At 43.6% G+C, this 17,652-nt stretch carries 19 protein-coding genes and 1 pseudogene; 14 read left to right on the top strand and 6 right to left on the bottom strand.

What is annotated here, in order from left to right:
* Positions 1 to 11: 11 nt before the first annotated feature.
* From UNITIG_RS05225 to UNITIG_RS05205, 3 genes are all read left to right on the top strand, one after another.
* On the top strand, positions 12 to 329 hold the full coding sequence (locus tag UNITIG_RS05225) for a hypothetical protein (RefSeq protein WP_101757444.1): 318 nt from the start codon (positions 12 to 14) through the stop codon (positions 327 to 329).
* 532 nt (positions 330 to 861) lie between these two features.
* Positions 862 to 1,695, top strand: a complete 834-nt coding sequence (locus UNITIG_RS05215) for a transposase (RefSeq protein ID WP_101757442.1) — start codon at positions 862 to 864, stop codon at positions 1,693 to 1,695.
* Positions 1,696 to 1,867: 172 nt separating this feature from the next.
* Entirely contained in the window at positions 1,868 to 2,125 is a 258-nt protein-coding gene (locus UNITIG_RS05205) for a hypothetical protein (RefSeq protein WP_145999098.1), read from the top strand.
* A gap of 705 nt (positions 2,126 to 2,830) precedes the next feature.
* Here UNITIG_RS05205 and UNITIG_RS05200 read toward each other — a convergent pair.
* Positions 2,831 to 2,974, bottom strand: coding sequence for a hypothetical protein (locus UNITIG_RS05200; protein WP_200821204.1), 144 nt, complete (start codon positions 2,972 to 2,974; stop codon positions 2,831 to 2,833).
* Positions 2,975 to 3,099: 125 nt separating this feature from the next.
* Between UNITIG_RS05200 and UNITIG_RS05195 the strand changes: the two genes are divergently transcribed.
* The 5 genes from UNITIG_RS05195 to UNITIG_RS05170 all read left to right on the top strand — a co-directional run bounded on the left by UNITIG_RS05195 (position 3,100) and on the right by UNITIG_RS05170 (position 7,986).
* On the top strand, positions 3,100 to 4,080 hold the full coding sequence (locus UNITIG_RS05195; protein WP_101757238.1) for a transposase: 981 nt from the start codon (positions 3,100 to 3,102) through the stop codon (positions 4,078 to 4,080).
* A 290-nt stretch (positions 4,081 to 4,370) separates the two neighbouring features.
* Entirely contained in the window at positions 4,371 to 5,066 is a 696-nt protein-coding gene (locus UNITIG_RS05190; protein ID WP_101757438.1) for a hypothetical protein, read from the top strand.
* Between the two features lie 555 nt (positions 5,067 to 5,621).
* Positions 5,622 to 6,542 carry a hypothetical protein gene (locus UNITIG_RS05180; protein WP_101757436.1) on the top strand — a complete coding sequence of 307 codons (921 nt, stop codon included), beginning with the start codon at positions 5,622 to 5,624 and terminating at the stop codon, positions 6,540 to 6,542.
* Positions 6,543 to 6,555: 13 nt separating this feature from the next.
* Positions 6,556 to 7,131 carry a hypothetical protein gene (locus tag UNITIG_RS05175; protein ID WP_101757435.1) on the top strand — a complete coding sequence of 192 codons (576 nt, stop codon included), beginning with the start codon at positions 6,556 to 6,558 and terminating at the stop codon, positions 7,129 to 7,131.
* A 174-nt stretch (positions 7,132 to 7,305) separates the two neighbouring features.
* Complete coding sequence (locus UNITIG_RS05170) at positions 7,306 to 7,986, top strand: transposase (protein WP_101757434.1); 681 nt, start codon at positions 7,306 to 7,308, stop codon at positions 7,984 to 7,986.
* Positions 7,987 to 8,050: 64 nt separating this feature from the next.
* Here the strand turns inward: UNITIG_RS05170 and UNITIG_RS05165 are convergent, their stop codons facing one another.
* Both UNITIG_RS05165 and UNITIG_RS05160 read right to left on the bottom strand, forming a co-directional pair.
* A complete protein-coding gene (locus tag UNITIG_RS05165; RefSeq protein ID WP_101757433.1) occupies positions 8,051 to 8,320 on the bottom strand; it encodes a hypothetical protein in 270 nt (89 codons plus the stop codon).
* Positions 8,320 to 8,622 carry a TetR/AcrR family transcriptional regulator gene (locus tag UNITIG_RS05160; RefSeq protein WP_101757432.1) on the bottom strand — a complete coding sequence of 101 codons (303 nt, stop codon included), beginning with the start codon at positions 8,620 to 8,622 and terminating at the stop codon, positions 8,320 to 8,322. Before UNITIG_RS05160 ends, UNITIG_RS05165 begins: the two co-directional genes overlap by 1 nt.
* Positions 8,623 to 8,803: 181 nt before the next feature.
* On the opposite strand from UNITIG_RS05160, the gene UNITIG_RS05155 reads away from it, so the two are divergent.
* The 5 genes and pseudogenes from UNITIG_RS05155 (at position 8,804) to UNITIG_RS23425 (ending at position 12,269) form a co-directional block, all read left to right on the top strand.
* Positions 8,804 to 9,784 carry a nitronate monooxygenase family protein gene (locus tag UNITIG_RS05155; protein WP_101757431.1) on the top strand — a complete coding sequence of 327 codons (981 nt, stop codon included), beginning with the start codon at positions 8,804 to 8,806 and terminating at the stop codon, positions 9,782 to 9,784.
* An 801-nt stretch (positions 9,785 to 10,585) separates the two neighbouring features.
* Entirely contained in the window at positions 10,586 to 11,287 is a 702-nt protein-coding gene (locus tag UNITIG_RS05145) for a PEP-CTERM sorting domain-containing protein (RefSeq protein WP_145999096.1), read from the top strand.
* 138 nt (positions 11,288 to 11,425) lie between these two features.
* A complete protein-coding gene (locus tag UNITIG_RS23430; RefSeq protein ID WP_200821203.1) occupies positions 11,426 to 11,602 on the top strand; it encodes a hypothetical protein in 177 nt (58 codons plus the stop codon).
* A 35-nt stretch (positions 11,603 to 11,637) separates the two neighbouring features.
* Positions 11,638 to 11,724, top strand: a pseudogene (locus tag UNITIG_RS25465) (hypothetical protein); the annotation flags it as partial.
* 80 nt (positions 11,725 to 11,804) lie between these two features.
* Positions 11,805 to 12,269, top strand: a complete 465-nt coding sequence (locus UNITIG_RS23425; RefSeq protein WP_255399440.1) for an aldo/keto reductase — start codon at positions 11,805 to 11,807, stop codon at positions 12,267 to 12,269.
* 188 nt (positions 12,270 to 12,457) lie between these two features.
* Here the strand turns inward: UNITIG_RS23425 and UNITIG_RS05135 are convergent, their stop codons facing one another.
* The 3 genes from UNITIG_RS05135 to UNITIG_RS05125 form a co-directional block, all read right to left on the bottom strand.
* Positions 12,458 to 14,677 carry an ATP-binding protein gene (locus UNITIG_RS05135; protein WP_101757429.1) on the bottom strand — a complete coding sequence of 740 codons (2,220 nt, stop codon included), beginning with the start codon at positions 14,675 to 14,677 and terminating at the stop codon, positions 12,458 to 12,460.
* A gap of 147 nt (positions 14,678 to 14,824) precedes the next feature.
* On the bottom strand, positions 14,825 to 15,175 hold the full coding sequence (locus tag UNITIG_RS05130) for a response regulator (RefSeq protein WP_101757428.1): 351 nt from the start codon (positions 15,173 to 15,175) through the stop codon (positions 14,825 to 14,827).
* A 22-nt stretch (positions 15,176 to 15,197) separates the two neighbouring features.
* Positions 15,198 to 16,412, bottom strand: coding sequence for an adenylate/guanylate cyclase domain-containing response regulator (locus UNITIG_RS05125; protein ID WP_235015270.1), 1,215 nt, complete (start codon positions 16,410 to 16,412; stop codon positions 15,198 to 15,200).
* A 573-nt stretch (positions 16,413 to 16,985) separates the two neighbouring features.
* Here UNITIG_RS05125 and UNITIG_RS05120 point away from each other — a divergent pair.
* On the top strand, positions 16,986 to 17,630 hold the full coding sequence (locus UNITIG_RS05120; RefSeq protein WP_101759192.1) for a Crp/Fnr family transcriptional regulator: 645 nt from the start codon (positions 16,986 to 16,988) through the stop codon (positions 17,628 to 17,630).
* Positions 17,631 to 17,652: the final 22 nt, after the last annotated feature.

The following is a 17,652-nucleotide window of genomic DNA, read 5'->3' as shown; positions in this document are numbered from 1 at the left end:
CAGGGCCAGTTATGAATGCTTTAGGTCTGCTTTCAACAATTTTAGACTTGAGCTTGTCGGTATTAGACGAATTGATTTCTGGAGTTCCTGCTATATTCGGAAAAATAATTTCTGGAGTTGCTTTGGCGATGAGCACATTTCAAGCCTTTTCTAGTTGTTCTGGGGGAAATGTTTTAGTAGCAATGCTTCCTACGCTTCTCCTAACGACTTTATGGCCGGCGATACTTTTTACGTTAGGTGTCGGTGGTTTTATTTTGATCGCTTCTTTAGTTTTGCTTACGGTATTATCTTACTATGCAACGAAAGATATAATTGCAAATAGATGTTAGAGGTTGCTATGAAACTACATAGACCAGAGTGTCCTAGCTGTGGTGCCAAGATAACTGGTGCTAAGCGCTTAAAATCCAAATTTAATTGTGGTACCTGCAATATTAGCCTTGGGGATGATCCAGTTCAACTTATTAAAGTTGGATCTCTTGTTGTAATAAGTACTGTTTTGACTATCGAAATAAGTATTTATCTTCCATTTATATTGGGGTTTTTCCTGCTTCTGTATTTATTTTTTAACAAAAAATATGTAGTTCGCGATTGAGTAAGGTTGTAATTAAAGGGTGAACAGAATCAATAACGAACAAACCAACACAAGCCAACGGGGTCAGGTCTTACATTGTTCAAACACTTAAGCTTAGCTGCGAAATTCACATGGAGGTCGCATAGGTCGAAAAGGGGGGAGTCATTGATAAACGGGTCGAAGATAAATGGGGTCGGTGACAAATGAGGAAGGGAATAGGGGTCAAGTCTGGGAAGGGAATAGGGGTCAAGTCTGTTTTATAGTGATCAAACCCTTGTTATACTCCGTTAATGCCAAGACCTCAGCGCCTTCAATATGAGCACGCCTTTTACCATGTAATGAATCGTGGTCGGGGACGCCAAGCAATCTTTCACAGTGAAGCTTATTACCAGGCTTTTTTGCAGACATTGGCGGAAGCGCATCAACGTTTCGATGCGCAGATACATGCTTATTGTTTGATGGGTAATCACTATCATTTGCTCATTGAAACACCGCGCGCCAATTTAGATCGCATCATGCGCCATATCAACGGCGTATACACCCAGCGCTATAACCGTCTCAAACACACCGATGGCGCCCTGTTTCGAGGGCGTTACAAAGCTATTATTGTGGATGAAGATAATTACCTTTTGCAGCTCAGTCGCTACATTCATCGCAATCCGGCCGAAGTCAAAGGCGCCGTTTCTGATGTGCTATCCACCTACCCTTGGTCGAGCTATTTGGCTTATATTAATCGAGCACCCTTACCTAGGTGGTTAATACGGGAAAAAACCTATCAAATGCTGGGACAGCGACAGCGTTATAAAGGGTATCAGGCCTATATCGAAGCAGGTAACGATGAAGGGTTGTTGCAGTTTTACAATAAAGGCAATTTGGCGAGCCTGTTAGGTGGGAGTGAATTCAAAGAGTCACTGGCTCAGCTCATGCAACAACAGCAATTGGATACGGATAAACTGCAAATGCTTATAGAGCGTCCGATGCAGATCGTATTATTTCGGTTGTGGCCAAGGTCTGTAAGGTCAAGGGAACCAGCCTTGTTACTCGACAATCAGGAAGGCAAGCGGCGAATCTTCCGCGTAAGCTGGCCATCTATTGTTGTCAGCACTATGGGGCTATGCCATTAAATGTTATCGCGGTGTATTTCGGATTGTCCCATTCTGGTAGCGTGTCACCGGCAGTGGCGGACATTAAGAGAAGGGTGGCGCGGGGTGAGTTGAAAAGGGAGTTGTCGGCGGTGGAAAAGGGTTTGGCTATTATAAAACAGACTTGACCCCTTTTTTAAAAAACCAAGTGTATTTGGGCAGTGATGAATTTGTGGGTCGGATACTCAATCATATTGATGATACGCAAGAACTATCAGAGATACCGTTAAAGCAGCGACGACCAATACCTAAAACATTAACTGAATATCAAGAACACGCCCAGAATCGTAATGATGCGATGGTACAAGCGTATGCGAGTGGTGGTTTTAGCATGAAAGAAATAGGAAAATATTTTGGTCTGCATTATTCGAGGGTTAGTAGAATAATTACGATGGCAAAAGGCAAGACCTGACCCCCTGAGTTACTTGATCGTGATGAGTTGCAAAAATGGGTTTTTCCACGCCTTAAAGAAGCAGAAAAACTTAGTGAAATGGCTTTGATGAAGTTGTTATGGAAAATACGCCACCCCAGCTTTATGTATACTGTTTATCTTTGTGTGCCGGCTTTATGTTTAATAGTTTATGATTTACTTAAGTAGAGGTTGGAGGTTAGGTTTTTATTTATGATCTTCTTGTATTTATTTTCAGATCTGTATACCAACCCTAATGAATAACTTGTCTGAAGTCGCATTTGAGCGAACTAAAACTGCGAGAAGGGTCAATAGTTTATTGGCGGTTATAGGCTGCTTGTTGCTTTTACCCTTATTTATATCTATAGATATGAAAGATATTTTAGGTAATTTTTACCTCCCCACTATGATTTTTTTTGCGACCATATCGTTACCTCTAGGACTTATTATTTCTAGTCGTTTTAACGATGCGTGCACAGCTAGATGCCCTAAGTGTAATGAAAAAATTGAAGAAATTTCTCTTATCTGTTTTCCGATGCCAGAGGCATGTAAAAAGTGTGGCCTGCCTGTTTTGGCTCAATGATTGAGAATTCCGAGAACTCCGGGGACAGTTTACTTAATTAATAACCTAGTATTAGTTTTCACAATAGAAAGAAAAAAACACTAGGAGGTCGTTATGGCAAGGATGCCACGATTGGTTGTGCCGGGTTATGCACAATGCGTCAGCGCCACCCAGCCCCGGATTTTTCCAATATATACCAATGCAACACCAAGCTTGTTTACGTAACGAGCATCACCATTGCTAGGTGGCTCATATTCTTCCAAGCCTTCAAGGGATAAAGCGCTTTCCATTGGTGGCTTCCACCGTACCAGTTGTGGACTAGAGAACATTCATAAGGGACAGGCACTGCTAACATGGGAAGGGAATAGGGGTCAAGTCTGTTTTATAATGATCAAACCCTTGTTATACTCCGTTAATGCCAAGACCTCAGCGCCTTCAATATGAGCACGCCTTTTACCATGTAATGAATCGTGGTCGGGGACGCCAAGCAATCTTTCACAGTGAAGCTTATTACCAGGCTTTTTTGCAGACATTGGCGGAAGCGCATCAACGTTTCGATGCGCAGATACATGCTTATTGTTTGATGGGTAATCACTATCATTTGCTCATTGAAACACCGCGCGCCAATTTAGATCGCATCATGCGCCATATCAACGGCGTATACACCCAGCGCTATAACCGTCTCAAACACACTGATGGCGCCCTGTTTCGAGGGCGTTACAAAGCTATTATTGTGGATGAAGATAATTACCTTTTGCAGCTCAGTCGCTACATTCATCGCAATCCGGCCGAAGTCAAAGGCGCCGTTTCTGATGTGCTATCCACCTACCCTTGGTCGAGCTATTTGGCTTATATTAATCGAGCACCCTTACCTAGGTGGTTAATACGGGAAAAAACCTATCAAATGCTGGGGCAGCGACAGCGTTATAAAGGGTATCAGGCCTATATCGAAGCAGGTAACGATGAAGGGTTGTTGCAGTTTTACAATAAAGGCAATTTGGCGAGCCTGTTAGGTGGGAGTGAATTCAAAGAGTCACTGGCTCAGCTCATGCAACAACAGCAATTGGATACGGATAAACTGCAAATGCTTATAGAGCGTCCCGATGCAGATCGTATTATTTCGGTTGTGGCCAAGGTCTGTAAGGTCAAGGGAACCAGCCTTGTTACTCGACAATCAGGAAGGCAAGCGGCGAATCTTCCGCGTAAGCTGGCCATCTATTGTTGTCAGCACTATGGGGCTATGCCATTAAATGTTATCGCGGTGTATTTCGGATTGTCCCATTCTGGTAGCGTGTCACCGGCAGTGGCGGACATTAAGAGAAGGGTGGCGCGGGGTGAGTTGAAAAGGGAGTTGTCGGCGGTGGAAAAGGGTTTGGCTATTATAAAACAGACTTGACCCCTTTTTGACTCAATTGCCCGGGAACTCCCAATTGCCCGGGAACTACCGTAGAATTAAGTAAACTGTCCCTGGAGCTCTAATCGGGATATGTTTTCTTATAAATCAAGCGTCTACGCGATGAAAGTTAAGTGACTTACCCCGGGAGGTCTGTAGTGTGTTGCTGGAAAAAAGTGACAGTGGAGAGATCCGCTGTGATCGCATTACAGAAGTCAGCAGAGGGCATACGCGGTTGGGGTAGCCTACTCGCCGCTTCGCTCTGATTCGGTTGCCTCAAAGCGAAGCGTTAAATGGAATCGCAACAATTAAGGGTAAATATGAAATTAGATAAAATTTTCTTTATAGCATTAACTTTCAATATATTGTACACACCAGTGGTTTATTCTGACGATGTAATAACTGTTCTGGACTTCGAAGAATTTGATGCTGGTGCCGAAGGCTTGATATTTTCGTCAGGTTTTACCAGCAAAGGTTATATTTTTGAGGCCACGAATGGCCTTCTTGCGAAGTCTCAGCTTGATAACTATTACGGTATATGGGGTAGTAATGCCGGTATTAGGTATACAGGCCAGAGCGCTTTTCGCCAAAATCTTGGTGGTGGTAGTTCTATTGGCACCAGAATGGCTAGAAGCGATAGGAGGCCCTTCACGCTCATTTCAGTAGATTTATGGGAGCATTGGAGCGGATTTACACAATCCCCCCAAACAATTACCTATTACGGAACCGACCAGGATAACAATCTAGTAACTCAATCATTTTTACTCGATCGTACGTGGGGTGGACAAACATTCTATTTTTCGAGCGAATTTAGCAATTTAAAGTATGTTCAATGGACTAACCAAGGTACCACATTATCAAGCTATCATCAGCTTGATAATATTGTAATAAGTGCTGAGGAAGGCACGAGCAGTGATATTAATAACGATGGGTTAGTAGATCTAAGGGATTTATTGCTATTACAAAAAGAGCTTCTGGGCAATAAATAAAAGACCGCTATCAGGACTCATCAGGGTCAGAGTCATTGATATCGACACCTAGGCTGGTTAGTCTTCAATATCATTTTACTACTTTGGAGAAAGGATTTTCTGGTGGCACGATTCCCTCGACTTTATTTGGAGGGCTGTGCTCAGTATGTGATTCGGCGTGGTAATAATCGGGAGGCTTGTTTTTGTGACGATGCTGCAATCAAGGAGGCTACAAATAAATCCTGGGTATTAGGAAGTGATCGCTTTAAAGTGAAAATCGAAGAAAAAACTGGTAGGTGTGCCGTGCCCAGTAAAAGGGGCGATAGGAAATGAGAGGAATTCTTGTTAGGCGCGGAGGGTCAGTGACTCTGGCCCAATTAATTAAATTAATTGTTATCTACTTTTTATAAAACTTAAATAAATTTTCATATAAAGGAATGTTCTCATGGGAAGTGATTTAACACCTCTTCAAACAACAGTTATATTAACTCTTTTTATTATTCTGGGTGGTGGAGGTTTTTGGGCCTATGATCAAGCTTTTGACTCTGTCTCAGTTGATTATATGCAGCGCACGGAGTGGGGACGACTATTGTCCGTACTGATGACCTATTAACAGAATTTTCTGATGATAAAGTTGTTGTTAGAGAAATTGAAATTAGTGACTTAGGATTATTCTATAGTTGGGGTAATTTCCAGTTTTTAGAACGCTCTACTTTTTTGGTTAACAGTCTTGGTGGCAAGAATGAAGAATCGGGCCTATATCAGTGTGACTTAAGTGAGAAAAAATGCCTAAAGTTCCAAACTGACATGCCGGCGATTCGTCGACATTGGTTTTCTTTGTATGATAATAAAAAAGAGAATTTATTTATCTCGCATGTTAGTAATGATGCCTTGTATCAACTAGACAGGAAGGGTGAGATTTTGGTTGAAGTAGGAGGTTTTCGTCAGCCTGGACCACTACAGTTAATCGATGATGAATTGTTATTAATGGAAACAAACCGGGCAATGCTGTTGTCAGTTGATATTAACAACAATCTCTCGACTAAAGATTTTCAAAAGTTTAAACAAGGCAGGACGCAGCGCTATCCACTTGGTTATGTTGCTACTGAACCAAAAGGGAGTTGGTGGGTCAATATTCTCGGCGATAGATGGCAGCATGGATTGATTTATCGATATAACGATGAAGGTGAATTAATAGGTGCTTTATCAATGCCGGAGGGAGCGGAGCCTTTTTTACTTAAGAAGCTTGGTAGTGATATTTTAGTTTCTGATTATGTAAATAAGCGTTTATATATTTACGATCAATCTGGAGAGCTTCTGGGTGAGCTTTATAGCCCGGCTATGGATAAGGTGTTAGTTGCTGCGCGTGAGCATAGTGCCTTTATGATGAATGTTGTGTACTTTTGTATTGGGATAGCTATTGTTCTATTTATTCTGGGAATTATTGTCGGTATTAAACGCGGTGATTTAACTGCAATGAAAAAGAAGCAGGAATAATCTATAAGCGTTGATGAACAGGCTGAAGCTATTTACCCCCAGTGAAGGTGATTTCTGGGTATCGAAAAACACTTCGTTCATAAAAAAAACAACCTACTATTGTTATTTAATAGTAGGTCTAGCTGTATTAGGGGCACTATCAATATTGTTTGGCATAAAAGAATTTGACCGTTTCACCTTGATTATAGTCACAATGATGCTGGTTTTTTTTACAGCGATTTATTTCATTGTGCGTACTGTTAGCCAGTCAATAAAAAATATCGGTGTAGGCGTGAGTCGTGATCATATTATTCTCCGCAATAATAAAGGTGATGAAAGTCGTTTTTACCCTTCGGAAATTAAATATACAACTCGCATGATTATTGATGGGAATGTTGTCATTTCCATGATGGGTAGCCCGCAGGTTGGCTATTTGTTTGATCGTGATGAGTTACAAAAATGGGTTTTACCACGCCTTAAAGAAGCAGAAAAACTTAGTGAAATGGCTTTGATGAAGTTGTTATGGAAAATACGCCACCCCAGCTTTATGTATACTGTTTATCTTTGTGTACCGGTTTTATGTTTAATAGCTTATGATTTATTTAAGTAAGTAGAACTTATTTGTTAGACAATATTTTAAAATAGATCGGAGATAGTGTTGGTCAGAGGTCGAGTCGCTGATTTAGGGGTTCGGGGTCAGAGTAAAAACTATAATAAAGCTACATTTGTTTTTTAATGTCCCCCTCACATTATTAAAAACCTAAAATTATTCAAGGATGAATGGATGGCCAGACTACGTCGTTATACACCAGGCGGTATACCTCAACACATTATTCAGCGCGGTAACAATCGCCAGGTATGCTTCACATCGGACATTGATCTTGCTGCTTATGCCCATTGGTTGTCAAAAGGAGCGGAGAAGTATGATGTTGCTATTCATGGTTGGGTGTTTATGAATAATCATGTGCATCTACTTGCAACCCCTAAGAATGACGATGCTATTTCACGGATGATGCAGTTTTTGGGGCGGCATTATGTACGATACTTTAATCGTGAATATGGACGGACGGGTACTCTTTTTGAGGGACGATTTAAATCTTGTCCAGTAGAGACAGAGAAGTACTTTTTAGTTTGTCTTCGGTATATTGAATTGAACCCTGTGCGTGCGGGGATGGTTAGTGATCCTGCCGATTACCGCTGGTCGAGCTATTGTGCCAATGCGTTTGGTAAAGCCATGAGTTTGTGGTCTCCCCATTTTGAGTATTTAAGATTGGGACGGATCGCTATCGAGCGGCAGTCTTGCTACAGACAGTTATTCGAAACTGAGATTGATGGTGAATTAATAACAGATATCAGGCAATCTACCCAAAGAGGTTTGGCGCTTGGCTCAGAGCACTTTAAGGATAGAGTTGAGAGTCTTGGAAGCCGGAGGCAGCGATTACTAAAGCCCGGCCCGAAGAATTAGTAGTTTTTACTCTGACCCCGAACTCTTTGAGTGGTTTACAAATGAAGCGTCAATCCCTTCGCTATCACTTGGCTTGCTGTTTCCGATAGAGTTTGCAGCTCAGCTTCCTCATCATTACCCAGCAGCGGTCCGATGATGGAACGAAACACCACTGCATCATGGCGATCGATGCACACATCAACCAGATGTGTTTTGCTGGGATGTCATTGCGGAAAAGGCCATTTTCCTGGCCTTTTTTGAGTTTATTGACGAAACCATCCATTTTCTTGCCCAATATATTTTCCACGAGATAGTCATGACCGGGTACATCGCTATAAACCAGAGCGCGGACCATTAAGCGGGGAGTTCCGGATTTTTCATCATAACGCTGTAGTAGACTTGCCAGGATTCGAGCAGCGCGTCCTCTAAGGAGGCCTCTTTGCCTGACACGTCAAGGCTCTGATAGATTTCTGCAAAGTACTCCGTAATCACCGCTTCGAACAATTGTGACTTGTTGCCGAAGTAATAGGAAATCATGGCAACATTAGCATTGGCCTGGCTGGCAATTTCCCGCGTAGTCACTTTTTTATAGTCGTTCTCCAGAAAGCACTTGGCGGCGGCCTGCAGAATTCGCTCTCGAACATTTGACTCACTCATGGTTAACTCCAGGGAATTTTATACGTCATAAGCCTTTGATAATTTTGTGGTTATCCACTCTGTTAAACAATGTCCTGCTTTTGATTAACAAAGGCTGAGTTTTATTGTAGCAACCTACATATACTAGGTTTACCAGATTTCAAACAAACCAGATAAAAACCAGATAAAAGAGGACAAGGATATGTACACGCTGACACAAGAACTGGATATACACTACCCGATTTTTAATGCGGGAATGGCCTTTATCGCCGGCCCGGAATTGGCCTCGGCCGTGACAAATTCGGGTGGGTTGGGATTTCTGGGCGCAGGCATACTCCCGGTTCCTCTAGTTTCTGCGCAGTATAAGGCAGCGAAGAGTGCAAGTCATCAAGGGCCAATCGGTGTCGACTTTCTAATGCCATTCTTCACCGAAGATCATCTTGCGTTTATTTTGTCCGAGAAACCAGCGGTGGCTGCTTTCTTTTTTGGCTTGCCTGAAGCTGAACAATTGCAGACCATTCAACAGCAGGGCACGCGAGTATGGGCTATCGTCAATAGTCTGGAGGAAGCCAGGCATGCACAAAGTCTGCAGGCAGATGCGATAGTGCTACAGGGATCGCAAGCCGGAGGGCACAACAAGGCTAGCCTCAGTGTTGAGGAATTATTTAAAGCGACCTACGATGCGCTCCCTGATATTCCGTTGATTATCGCTGGTGGCATCGTAAATGGTTTAGATGTTAAGCAAGCGTTGGATAAAGGTGCTCAGGGGGTTTGGTGTGGCACTGTTTTTCTGGCATCCGTTGAAGCCAATGCTCATCCTGATTACAAAAAGAAAGTTATTGATTGTGAGGCTGGCCAGACCCAGATAAGCACGGCGTTTGGGCCGGAGTGGCCGGATCAACCAATGCGTGTTTATCAAAATACTGCGGTAAAAGCGCTGGGTGGAAAAGTTGATCATCCCCATATCGACTGTATTGGTACGTCCTACATCGGCGGGCAGCCGATCGAGATGCCACGTTACTCTGCGATTTTACCTATGGCTGATACGCAAGGCGATGTAGATTTGATGGCGCTAACGATGGGGACGGAAGCGGCTCGAATTCAAGCGATCAGGCCTGTTAGCCAAATAATTGCGCAACTCAGCGAAGAAATTACCGTAGCGCAGAAGGCTTACGCGGTATAATTTATTGAAGTGGCAGGTACATAAGGATGAGCGTCTGCCAATTTCTCCGATATAACGATAGTTTGATCAATACGCACATCGCACCTAAATCACTATCGAGTTCGGGGTCAGAGTAAAAACTATGATGAAAATATATTGATTCTGCCTTTAGCGCGACGTTATGTGTGGGAGTGAATTGAAAATTGTTTGATGGTGAAGTGATGAAAATGATGAAAAGTACATTAACGAAAATATTCTGGCCAATACTTCAGTTCTTCGAGACTGAAAGGTCCCGGCTAACTATAAAAAGTCACATAGAGTTGCGCTAAATGTATTAGGCACGCTGTTTATATTCCTGTCACTGGTATCCTTTGGTGCTGCGAATTCAACTGGTGATATAGGTGCACTTCTGCCTGTAATAATATTCGGGAGTGTCGGTATAGTAGCCGTCGTTGTAGGTGCGCTTGGATCAAAAGGTGCAGTGTCAAAAATATGGGGCACTAAAAGTTAACACAGAGTTTGGGGTCAGAGTAAAATCTATATCGTTCAATCCCGATCAGTTTTTACTCTGACCCCGAACTTCTGATTTTTTAATTCTGATTCGTTATTTTAAAATGCAATTTTTGTAGCGAACAAATCTTAAAACTGGTTATGCGGCTTAACCGGGTACACGAAAGTTATGACTTATCGAATTTATTGATATTCGGGCTAATCGCGGCTTTACATTGAGGGGATTATTGGGCATTTTTAGAGGCCAAGCGCAAAGAAAGCTTGGATATTGCGGATACTAAAACTTCAATTTGGACTTTTTCGGAGTCAGCTATGTTTAAGCGAATTCTGACGATTTCAATTCTGACATTTTCATTGTCATCTCATTCGGCCATCGTTAACCTTGGTGGCACCACTTTTGATACCGCTACTGGGCTTGAATGGCTGGATGTAACAGCCACCATCGGTTTGTCCTACAATCAGGTTTCTGCTCAGTTGGGTGCTGGGGGTACATGGCAAGGTTGGCGCTATGCAACTTATTCCGAACTCGACCAGTTGATTGCTGGTTTCGGCTATAGTCCTGTCATCACGCCCTGCTCTCTAGGTCAGGTCTATTGTGACAACTCGCTACCGGGTGACAACAATCTCATCGAAACCATGATCCAGACTTTGGGTGATACTTATTACCAGTATCTTGTTGATGAAAACCTGCTTGGCTATTACGATCTTCAGGCTGGTGGTGCCGGTTACACATATGGAATATTAGGTTCTACTGCCGGCTCGGCTGGTTACCCGGGTTACCGCGACATCGGCATGATCCTTGATCAACAGGATTATTATGTGCCCAGTGGCAACCCCGGAGATCGTCCGGATATCGTGGCCAGCATCTGGACCGCACAACAAGAAACTGCTTCTGACCCGTTCATTGGAAGCTACCTTGTTCGTACCTCGGCTATTCCAGTCCCCGCAGCCATTTGGCTATTCGGTTCGGGTCTCGTAGCTTTGGGGTGGGTGAGACGAAAACAAGCTGTTTAAACCAAAAAAAAATTTCAGAAGCCCATCCTCGTGATGGGTTTTTAAATAATTTCGGCGTTAATAAACAATAACGTTTGTGCATTTTCTTAAAGGTAACTGTCTAACAAACTTCACATTTCCCGTATACACGGAGACAGTATGAATAAAAATACTTTTGCTATTAACCGTCGGCAATTTATCGCTGCGTTGGGTGCTATCTCCTTGTCACCGCTGGGCTCATTTGCTGGTACACAAAAGGCTATTCATAAAGTGATTCCGGTATCGGGGGAATCGCTCCCTGTTATAGGATTGGTACTTCCCGTACTTTTGATGTAGCTACTCGCAGCGCTTTGGATGGCCAGTTGCAGGATGTGATCGCTGCATTTTTCGAGCGTGGTGGCAGTCTGATCGATTCATCCCCCATGTATGGGAATGCTGAACAGGTGACTGGCGATTTGATAAAACAGCTCAATAGTAAGCCAGCTGTTTTTGCCGCCACCAAGGTGTGGACTGACGGTAAGGAAGAGGCGTGGTGCAAATGGATCGCTCTTTTATGCGTATGGGTGTTGAAACCATGGACCTTATGCAGATTCATAATTTACGTGACTGGAAGGTTCATATTAAAACGTTGCGAGAATGGAAGGAGCAAGGAAAGATTCGCTATATTGGTATCACTACATCCCATGGCCGCATGCACGACGAACTCGAACAAGCGCTAAAAGCCGAAGCTTTTGACTTTGTTCAGCTGAGTTACAATCTGGCCGACCGTGCAGTTGAAAATCGATTATTACCACTGGCTGCTGATAAAGGGATTGCTGTGCTAACTAATCGTGCCTTTCAACGTGGTGATTTATTTAAAAAAGTTAAACACCAATCTTTACCGGTGTGGGCAGCAGAGTTCGATTGCGCTAGCTGGGTCAATTTTTTCTCAAGTTTGTGGTTTCTCATCCGGCCGTTACCGCGACATACCGGCCACTGCCAAACTGCATCATATGCTAGATAATATGGCCGCGGGCTTCGGTCGATTACCTGATCAGGCATTGCGGGCGAAGATGCTGAACGTGTTGTCTTGAGTTCGGGGTCAGAGTAAAAACTCAGTTCTGAGATTGGGCTCAGAGTGTGAGTGGTTTCTTTGGGCTTTGGGTTATCAATGCAAACCTGGAAGGCAGCCGTATTAATTCCCGAAACTTTTCAGACTTCAGTTTCCATAGATTGCGTTAGTGCAGCAACAATTTGCTGGGTGTGCAAACCATCGCGCTGTACGTGAATGGCGTTGGCGTGGATCTGCTCTGCTTGCACGCTATTGTCTAATACGATAATCGGGATTGATGCAGGCAGTTGTTGTTCTATCTGTTTGATAAAGTCGCTGATGGTTGTTGCTTGTCCGTTGTTGAAAGCGGAAGCGGCAATAATGATGGCAGCTAATTCAGAGTCGCTGGTGTGGCCAATCAGTTCGCCATTACTTAGTTGTTGTAAGGCGTTGCTAGGGTTGTCGTTATTACTAACGGCCCAGCCATTGCGATTTAGGGTGTTAATAAGAATGTCACGCTGAATGGATTTGCGATCGACTAATAGCAGTTGCTTAAGTTCTTGTTGCGGTTTGAGCTGAGCAAATACTTCGGCAAGTTTATCCCAGTCGATAGGTTTGCGCAGGTAATCTACGGCCCCCATTTCCAAGCCCAGTTTTTGTTCATCCAGCATGGATAATAAAATAGTAGGTATGTTTTGCGTGTTGGGATTTTCTTTCAGTAATGAGAGAACTGTCCAACCATCAACGCCGGGCATCATCAGGTCTAACAGGATAATGTCGGGTTGCTGTTGCTGTGCGAGTTCGATGCCTTTTTTGCCATTTTCTGCTAATAGCGTTTTATAGTTGCCGCGGTGAAGAAAACGCTCAGTGAGTGCTAGAGCGACAGGATCATCATCGATAGCTAATACTGTAATCGCGTTTGGGTCAGCTTTAGGTTTGGGTAGTTTTGGTGAGGTATTTAACGGTTTTTCTGTGGTGGGTGCCAGAAATTCCACGGTAAATGTGGTGCCTTGTCCGCTGTTACTTGTCACGTCTATGCTGCCGCCCATAAGGTCGCAGTATTGTCGGCAAAGTGCCAAGCCTAATCCGGTGCCGCCATATCTGCGGGTGGTGGAAGAGTCCGCTTGAATAAAGGCATTAAAGACTATTTTGGTTTGTTCTTCGGTCATGCCGATGCCGTTATCGGACACTACAAATCTCAATATGGCTGGGAATCGCGAAGTATCGTATTCAGCGTGAAGGCTAATATGGCCATTCTCGGTAAATTTGCAGGCATTACTCAACAGGTTGAAAAATATTTGTCGAAATTTTGTGATGTCGTTGAAGAGTTGTGGCAGATTGCCAGTATTGTCAAACGACAGGCTGTTATTTCCTTTTTGTGCTAACGGTGTGATGGTTGAGATAACTTCATTAATCACCGCGACGCTATCAAAGTTCTCGTTATAGACCGACATTTTTCCTGTTTCAATTTTTGAAAAGTCGAGCACGTCGTTAATTTGATTAAGTAAATGCCTGCCGGCAGTTAATATTTTTGCCAGGTCATTACTTTGTGCTTTTATGTCGGCTTCATTGAGTTCGATATCTTCCAGCATCATTTCACTGTAGCCGATGATGGCATTTAATGGCGTGCGAAGTTCGTGCGACATATTGGCGAGAAAGGCACTTTTGGCTTGGTTAGCCTGGTCGGCAATATCTTTAGCGTGTCGGACTTCTGTGACAGCCTGCAATAGTTTAGCCGACATGGCATTAAATGCTGCGGCGACTTCACCGACTTCGTCGCGATTTTTCATTGGAATACGATAGTCGAGATCGCCGCTGCCAATGAGAATGGTCCCCTTCTTCAGTTGGCGGAAAGCGTTATCGGTGTAGCGAATAAGAAATAGGCCGAGACCGATGGTTAGCACAATAGAGGTAAAGAATACGGTAAAGGTGATGCGGTTTGTCAGTTGTTCTATGCCTTCGATTTCGACCGCTTGACGGTCGGCAACACGAACTTGCTTTTTTCTCAAAAATTCCAAGTCATTGATAACTTGTTTGAAGACCAGTTCACGGTAGTCACTATTTTCGTAGTGATCATAATCATCGAAATTGTATTGCTGGTAAAAACTCTGCCAGTGGGGAACAAGTTCAAGAAAACTGCTTTCCAGTGATTTGAACGCTACGCGCGTACTTTCCTGGGAGATTAGGCCTAGTTGTTGAATTTGTGTTTGTAGCGAGGCAATTTCATTCAGCGCTTGTGCCGTTTCTTGCTGTGTAAGCTCTTCGTCCAAGGTGCTGCGCAGTGAGCTTAATAATAGGATGGCTTTATGTAGGTCATCTAGATTTTGTTTTAGCGAAGAAGCTTGTAGTTGGCCGGTAACTGCTTGGCGTAATTCGAGCAAGCTGGCGTTGCGGGTGCTGTTACTCCACGAGTCAGTGGCTAGATTGATTGAAAAAAAATCAATATAGTTGTAATGGACAGAACCAGGCGTTCGCGTAAGCTCATGGCAACTTGTTTTTACTGGATTTCAAAAAAGCGCACTTTGACATTATAGATACCGCTCAATAATGGCGAGTAGCGCAGGGAAATCAATGGGTTTTGTTGCGTAGTCTCTACAGCCTGCAGCGAGGGCTTTTTCTTTATCACCTGATAGTGCGTGTGCGGTGAGCGCTATAATCGGGATGTTACTTTGTTGGCTTATTTCGCGGCTGGCAGTCCAGCCGTCTTTTACCGGTAGTTCCATATCCATCAGGATGATATCGGGATGTTCACTAATGGCTTTTTCAACTGCAGTACCACCATTTTCAGCAATAATGACGTGATAGTTCCGTCTTATAAGTCGGCGCGATAACATATCGCGATTCATTTCGTTATCTTCTACCAGTAAAATTGTTTTCATTGGGAAGCTCCTTGAATGCTAATTACCCGTTGATGTCACTGGTAGGTGTCGATGTGGGGTAGTCGTCGGTATTCGCAGAGGGGGACTCAATGCCTAGTAGTTCATAAATTTTTATTGATTGAAGAATGCCTTTGGCTTGAATCGTTTTGCTTTCACCAGTGCGCAGTGTGGCCTGACAATCTTTCAATGTTGCTTCAGATATTAAAATGTTGCCAGCCCCGCAGTGCTCTTCGATTCTTGCAGTTTGATTAACGGCGTGGCCGACGACGCCATATTTTGTCCGTTTTTCTGAGCCTATGTTGCCAGCGACAACCAGGCCGGTATTGATACTGATGCCCATGCTGATTTCTGGCAGGTTTTCCGCGCGGTTTCGTTGGTTGATAGCACTGATTGCCGTTTGCATTTCAATGGCGCAGCTGATGGCGCGGTCAGTGTCGTTTTCACGACTAATCGGTGCGCCAAAGATGGCAAGGATAGCATCGCCGATAAATTCATCGACGGTGCCATTATATTTCATAATGATTTCACTCATCGTGCCAAGATAATTATTCAGTAACCGTACCACTCGTTGCGGAGATAATTGTTCGGCGATAGTAGTAAAGCCGCGAATGTCTGCCATTAGTACACTTACTTTGCGTTGCTCGCCACCCATCTCCAGACCATCGGGATCTTCTAATAATTTGGATACTATTTCTTCTGATAAATAGCGACCAAAAACTTTACGGATAAAGGTTTGATTACGCTCTAATTCTTCGCGATACAATTTTTCTTTGTCGTGCCAAAGTTTGCGATCAACGCCAGCACTAATGCGGGCGTGGAGAAGGGCTGGGTTGAATGGTTTGAACAGATAATCTTCAGCTCCTGCTTCAATGCAGCGAATAACACGGGCAGTATCCTTGTTGCCTGAAACTACGATTACTGGAATAGCGCGTAACACGTCATCTTGTTTAAGTTGTTGTAATAGTTCATCGCCATCCATCTCAGGCAGGATTAAATCCAGTAAGATCAGATCAATCACCTCTGTTTTTAGGCATTCGAACATTTCTCTACCGCCGGCTGCTTCAACCACCTTGTGTTTGCTTTGCTGTAAATAGCGACGCAAAATTTCCCGGCTTTCCTGTTGGTCGTCGACGATTAAAATAGTGCCTGAGGTGCCAGCAGCAATGATCTGTTGACTGTTAGTACTTTCCTGGCTGGGATTTTCACCCAATTCCAGTAATTGTTGGCTGTATACCATCAGCTTTTGCAGTTGCGGTTTAAGTGAGTGGTCGTCGAGGTAGGAGACTTCTTCGTCAATCAGCTCGCAGTAACCTATTAATGTGCCGAGTATGTTTCTAAGGTCGTGCCAGATATTACTTTGCGTGGTTATTTCGAGGTTAATGACGGCAGCGTTAAATTCTTGCAGTTTGCCGCCGACAGCGATGAGCTTTTGCAGGTCGTTATTGGTCTCCTCGCTATAACTGCCAGAGAGCTTTGATTCCAGTTGATTAAGCTGTTCCAGTAATAGTCTGGACAGTGGTAACCAGTTGGGGTATTGATCGCGGGGAGAGTATTTTGCATTACAGTATTTTGTTATTAATCTGGCCTAAGTATATATCAGCACAGGGAAAATGTCGGCTTGTCAACTGGAAAAGTACCATTCCTGTGCTATATTGCATGACGATACGACCTGCTGTCTATAGCTAACCACCTTAGGCAGTAAAAAGCGCATATGCTTAGCTAACTGCCTGAACGTTAAACTTTTCAATAGCGTGGTTTAGGCGGTCAATAACTATAACAGCAATTATTAACCAATGGCGAAAACCCGATGATACTCGACAAAGTAGAAATTTTTGATGGACTGTCTCAAGCGGAGCTGGAAGCTCTGGCGGCGAGCAGTGTAGTGCGAAGCCCCAAAAATACAGTGATTATTAATGAAAATGACCATGCCGATTCTCTGTATATTATCGAGAGCGGTAAGGTGAAGGTGTATTGCAGCGATAAAAACGGTAAAGAATTTATCATGAACACCTTGCAGGCCGGTGACTACTTCGGTGAGTTGGCCTTGCTTGATGATGACAAGCGCTCAGCATCGGTACGTACTATGGAGAAATCCAGCTTCTGTATTATCTATAAAGAAGACTTTAATCAGGTGTTAGAGCAGCAGCCAAATATTGCTTCGATTTTGATCCGTAATTTAACTCGCAGAGTCCGTAAATTGACCAAGGATGTTAAAGCACTGGCGCTGCAAGATGTTTATGGCCGCGTTACAACTGTGTTGACCACGCTGGCGACACCACGGGATGACGATACTTCGATCATCCCTGAAAAGCTGACTCAGCAGGATATTGCTGATCGTGTTGGTGCCTCACGGGAAATGGTTGCCCGTATTTTGAAAGATTTAACCATCGGTGAGTACATTACATTTGAAGGACGCAATATTATTATCAATGGCAAATTGCCTGATAATTACTAAGTAGTGAGCACTGTTTAAGAGC

This window comes from Oceanicoccus sp. KOV_DT_Chl, from assembly GCF_900120175.1.
Classification (GTDB): Bacteria; Pseudomonadota; Gammaproteobacteria; order Pseudomonadales; family Dasaniaceae; genus Oceanicoccus.
Note: the sequence above shows the minus strand (reverse complement) of the source record. Positions and strands in the feature narration are given on the sequence as shown.

Bases quoted from the DNA above. Each gene is read 5' to 3' on its own strand.
- UNITIG_RS05225 (WP_101757444.1), top strand. From the start codon at position 12: ATGAATGCTTTAGGTCTGCTTTCAACAATTTTAGACTTGAGCTTGTCG.
- UNITIG_RS05215 (WP_101757442.1), top strand. From the start codon at position 862: ATGCCAAGACCTCAGCGCCTTCAATATGAGCACGCCTTTTACCATGTA.
- UNITIG_RS05200 (WP_200821204.1), bottom strand. From the start codon at position 2,974: ATGGAAAGCGCTTTATCCCTTGAAGGCTTGGAAGAATATGAGCCACCT.
- UNITIG_RS05195 (WP_101757238.1), top strand. From the start codon at position 3,100: ATGCCAAGACCTCAGCGCCTTCAATATGAGCACGCCTTTTACCATGTA.
- UNITIG_RS05190 (WP_101757438.1), top strand. From the start codon at position 4,371: ATGGAATCGCAACAATTAAGGGTAAATATGAAATTAGATAAAATTTTC.
- UNITIG_RS05175 (WP_101757435.1), top strand. From the start codon at position 6,556: ATGAACAGGCTGAAGCTATTTACCCCCAGTGAAGGTGATTTCTGGGTA.
- UNITIG_RS05170 (WP_101757434.1), top strand. From the start codon at position 7,306: ATGGCCAGACTACGTCGTTATACACCAGGCGGTATACCTCAACACATT.
- UNITIG_RS05165 (WP_101757433.1), bottom strand. From the start codon at position 8,320: ATGGTCCGCGCTCTGGTTTATAGCGATGTACCCGGTCATGACTATCTC.
- UNITIG_RS05160 (WP_101757432.1), bottom strand. From the start codon at position 8,622: ATGAGTGAGTCAAATGTTCGAGAGCGAATTCTGCAGGCCGCCGCCAAG.
- UNITIG_RS05155 (WP_101757431.1), top strand. From the start codon at position 8,804: ATGTACACGCTGACACAAGAACTGGATATACACTACCCGATTTTTAAT.
- UNITIG_RS05145 (WP_145999096.1), top strand. From the start codon at position 10,586: ATGTTTAAGCGAATTCTGACGATTTCAATTCTGACATTTTCATTGTCA.
- UNITIG_RS23430 (WP_200821203.1), top strand. From the start codon at position 11,426: ATGAATAAAAATACTTTTGCTATTAACCGTCGGCAATTTATCGCTGCG.
- UNITIG_RS23425 (WP_255399440.1), top strand. From the start codon at position 11,805: ATGGATCGCTCTTTTATGCGTATGGGTGTTGAAACCATGGACCTTATG.
- UNITIG_RS05130 (WP_101757428.1), bottom strand. From the start codon at position 15,175: ATGAAAACAATTTTACTGGTAGAAGATAACGAAATGAATCGCGATATG.
- UNITIG_RS05125 (WP_235015270.1), bottom strand. From the start codon at position 16,412: ATGGTATACAGCCAACAATTACTGGAATTGGGTGAAAATCCCAGCCAG.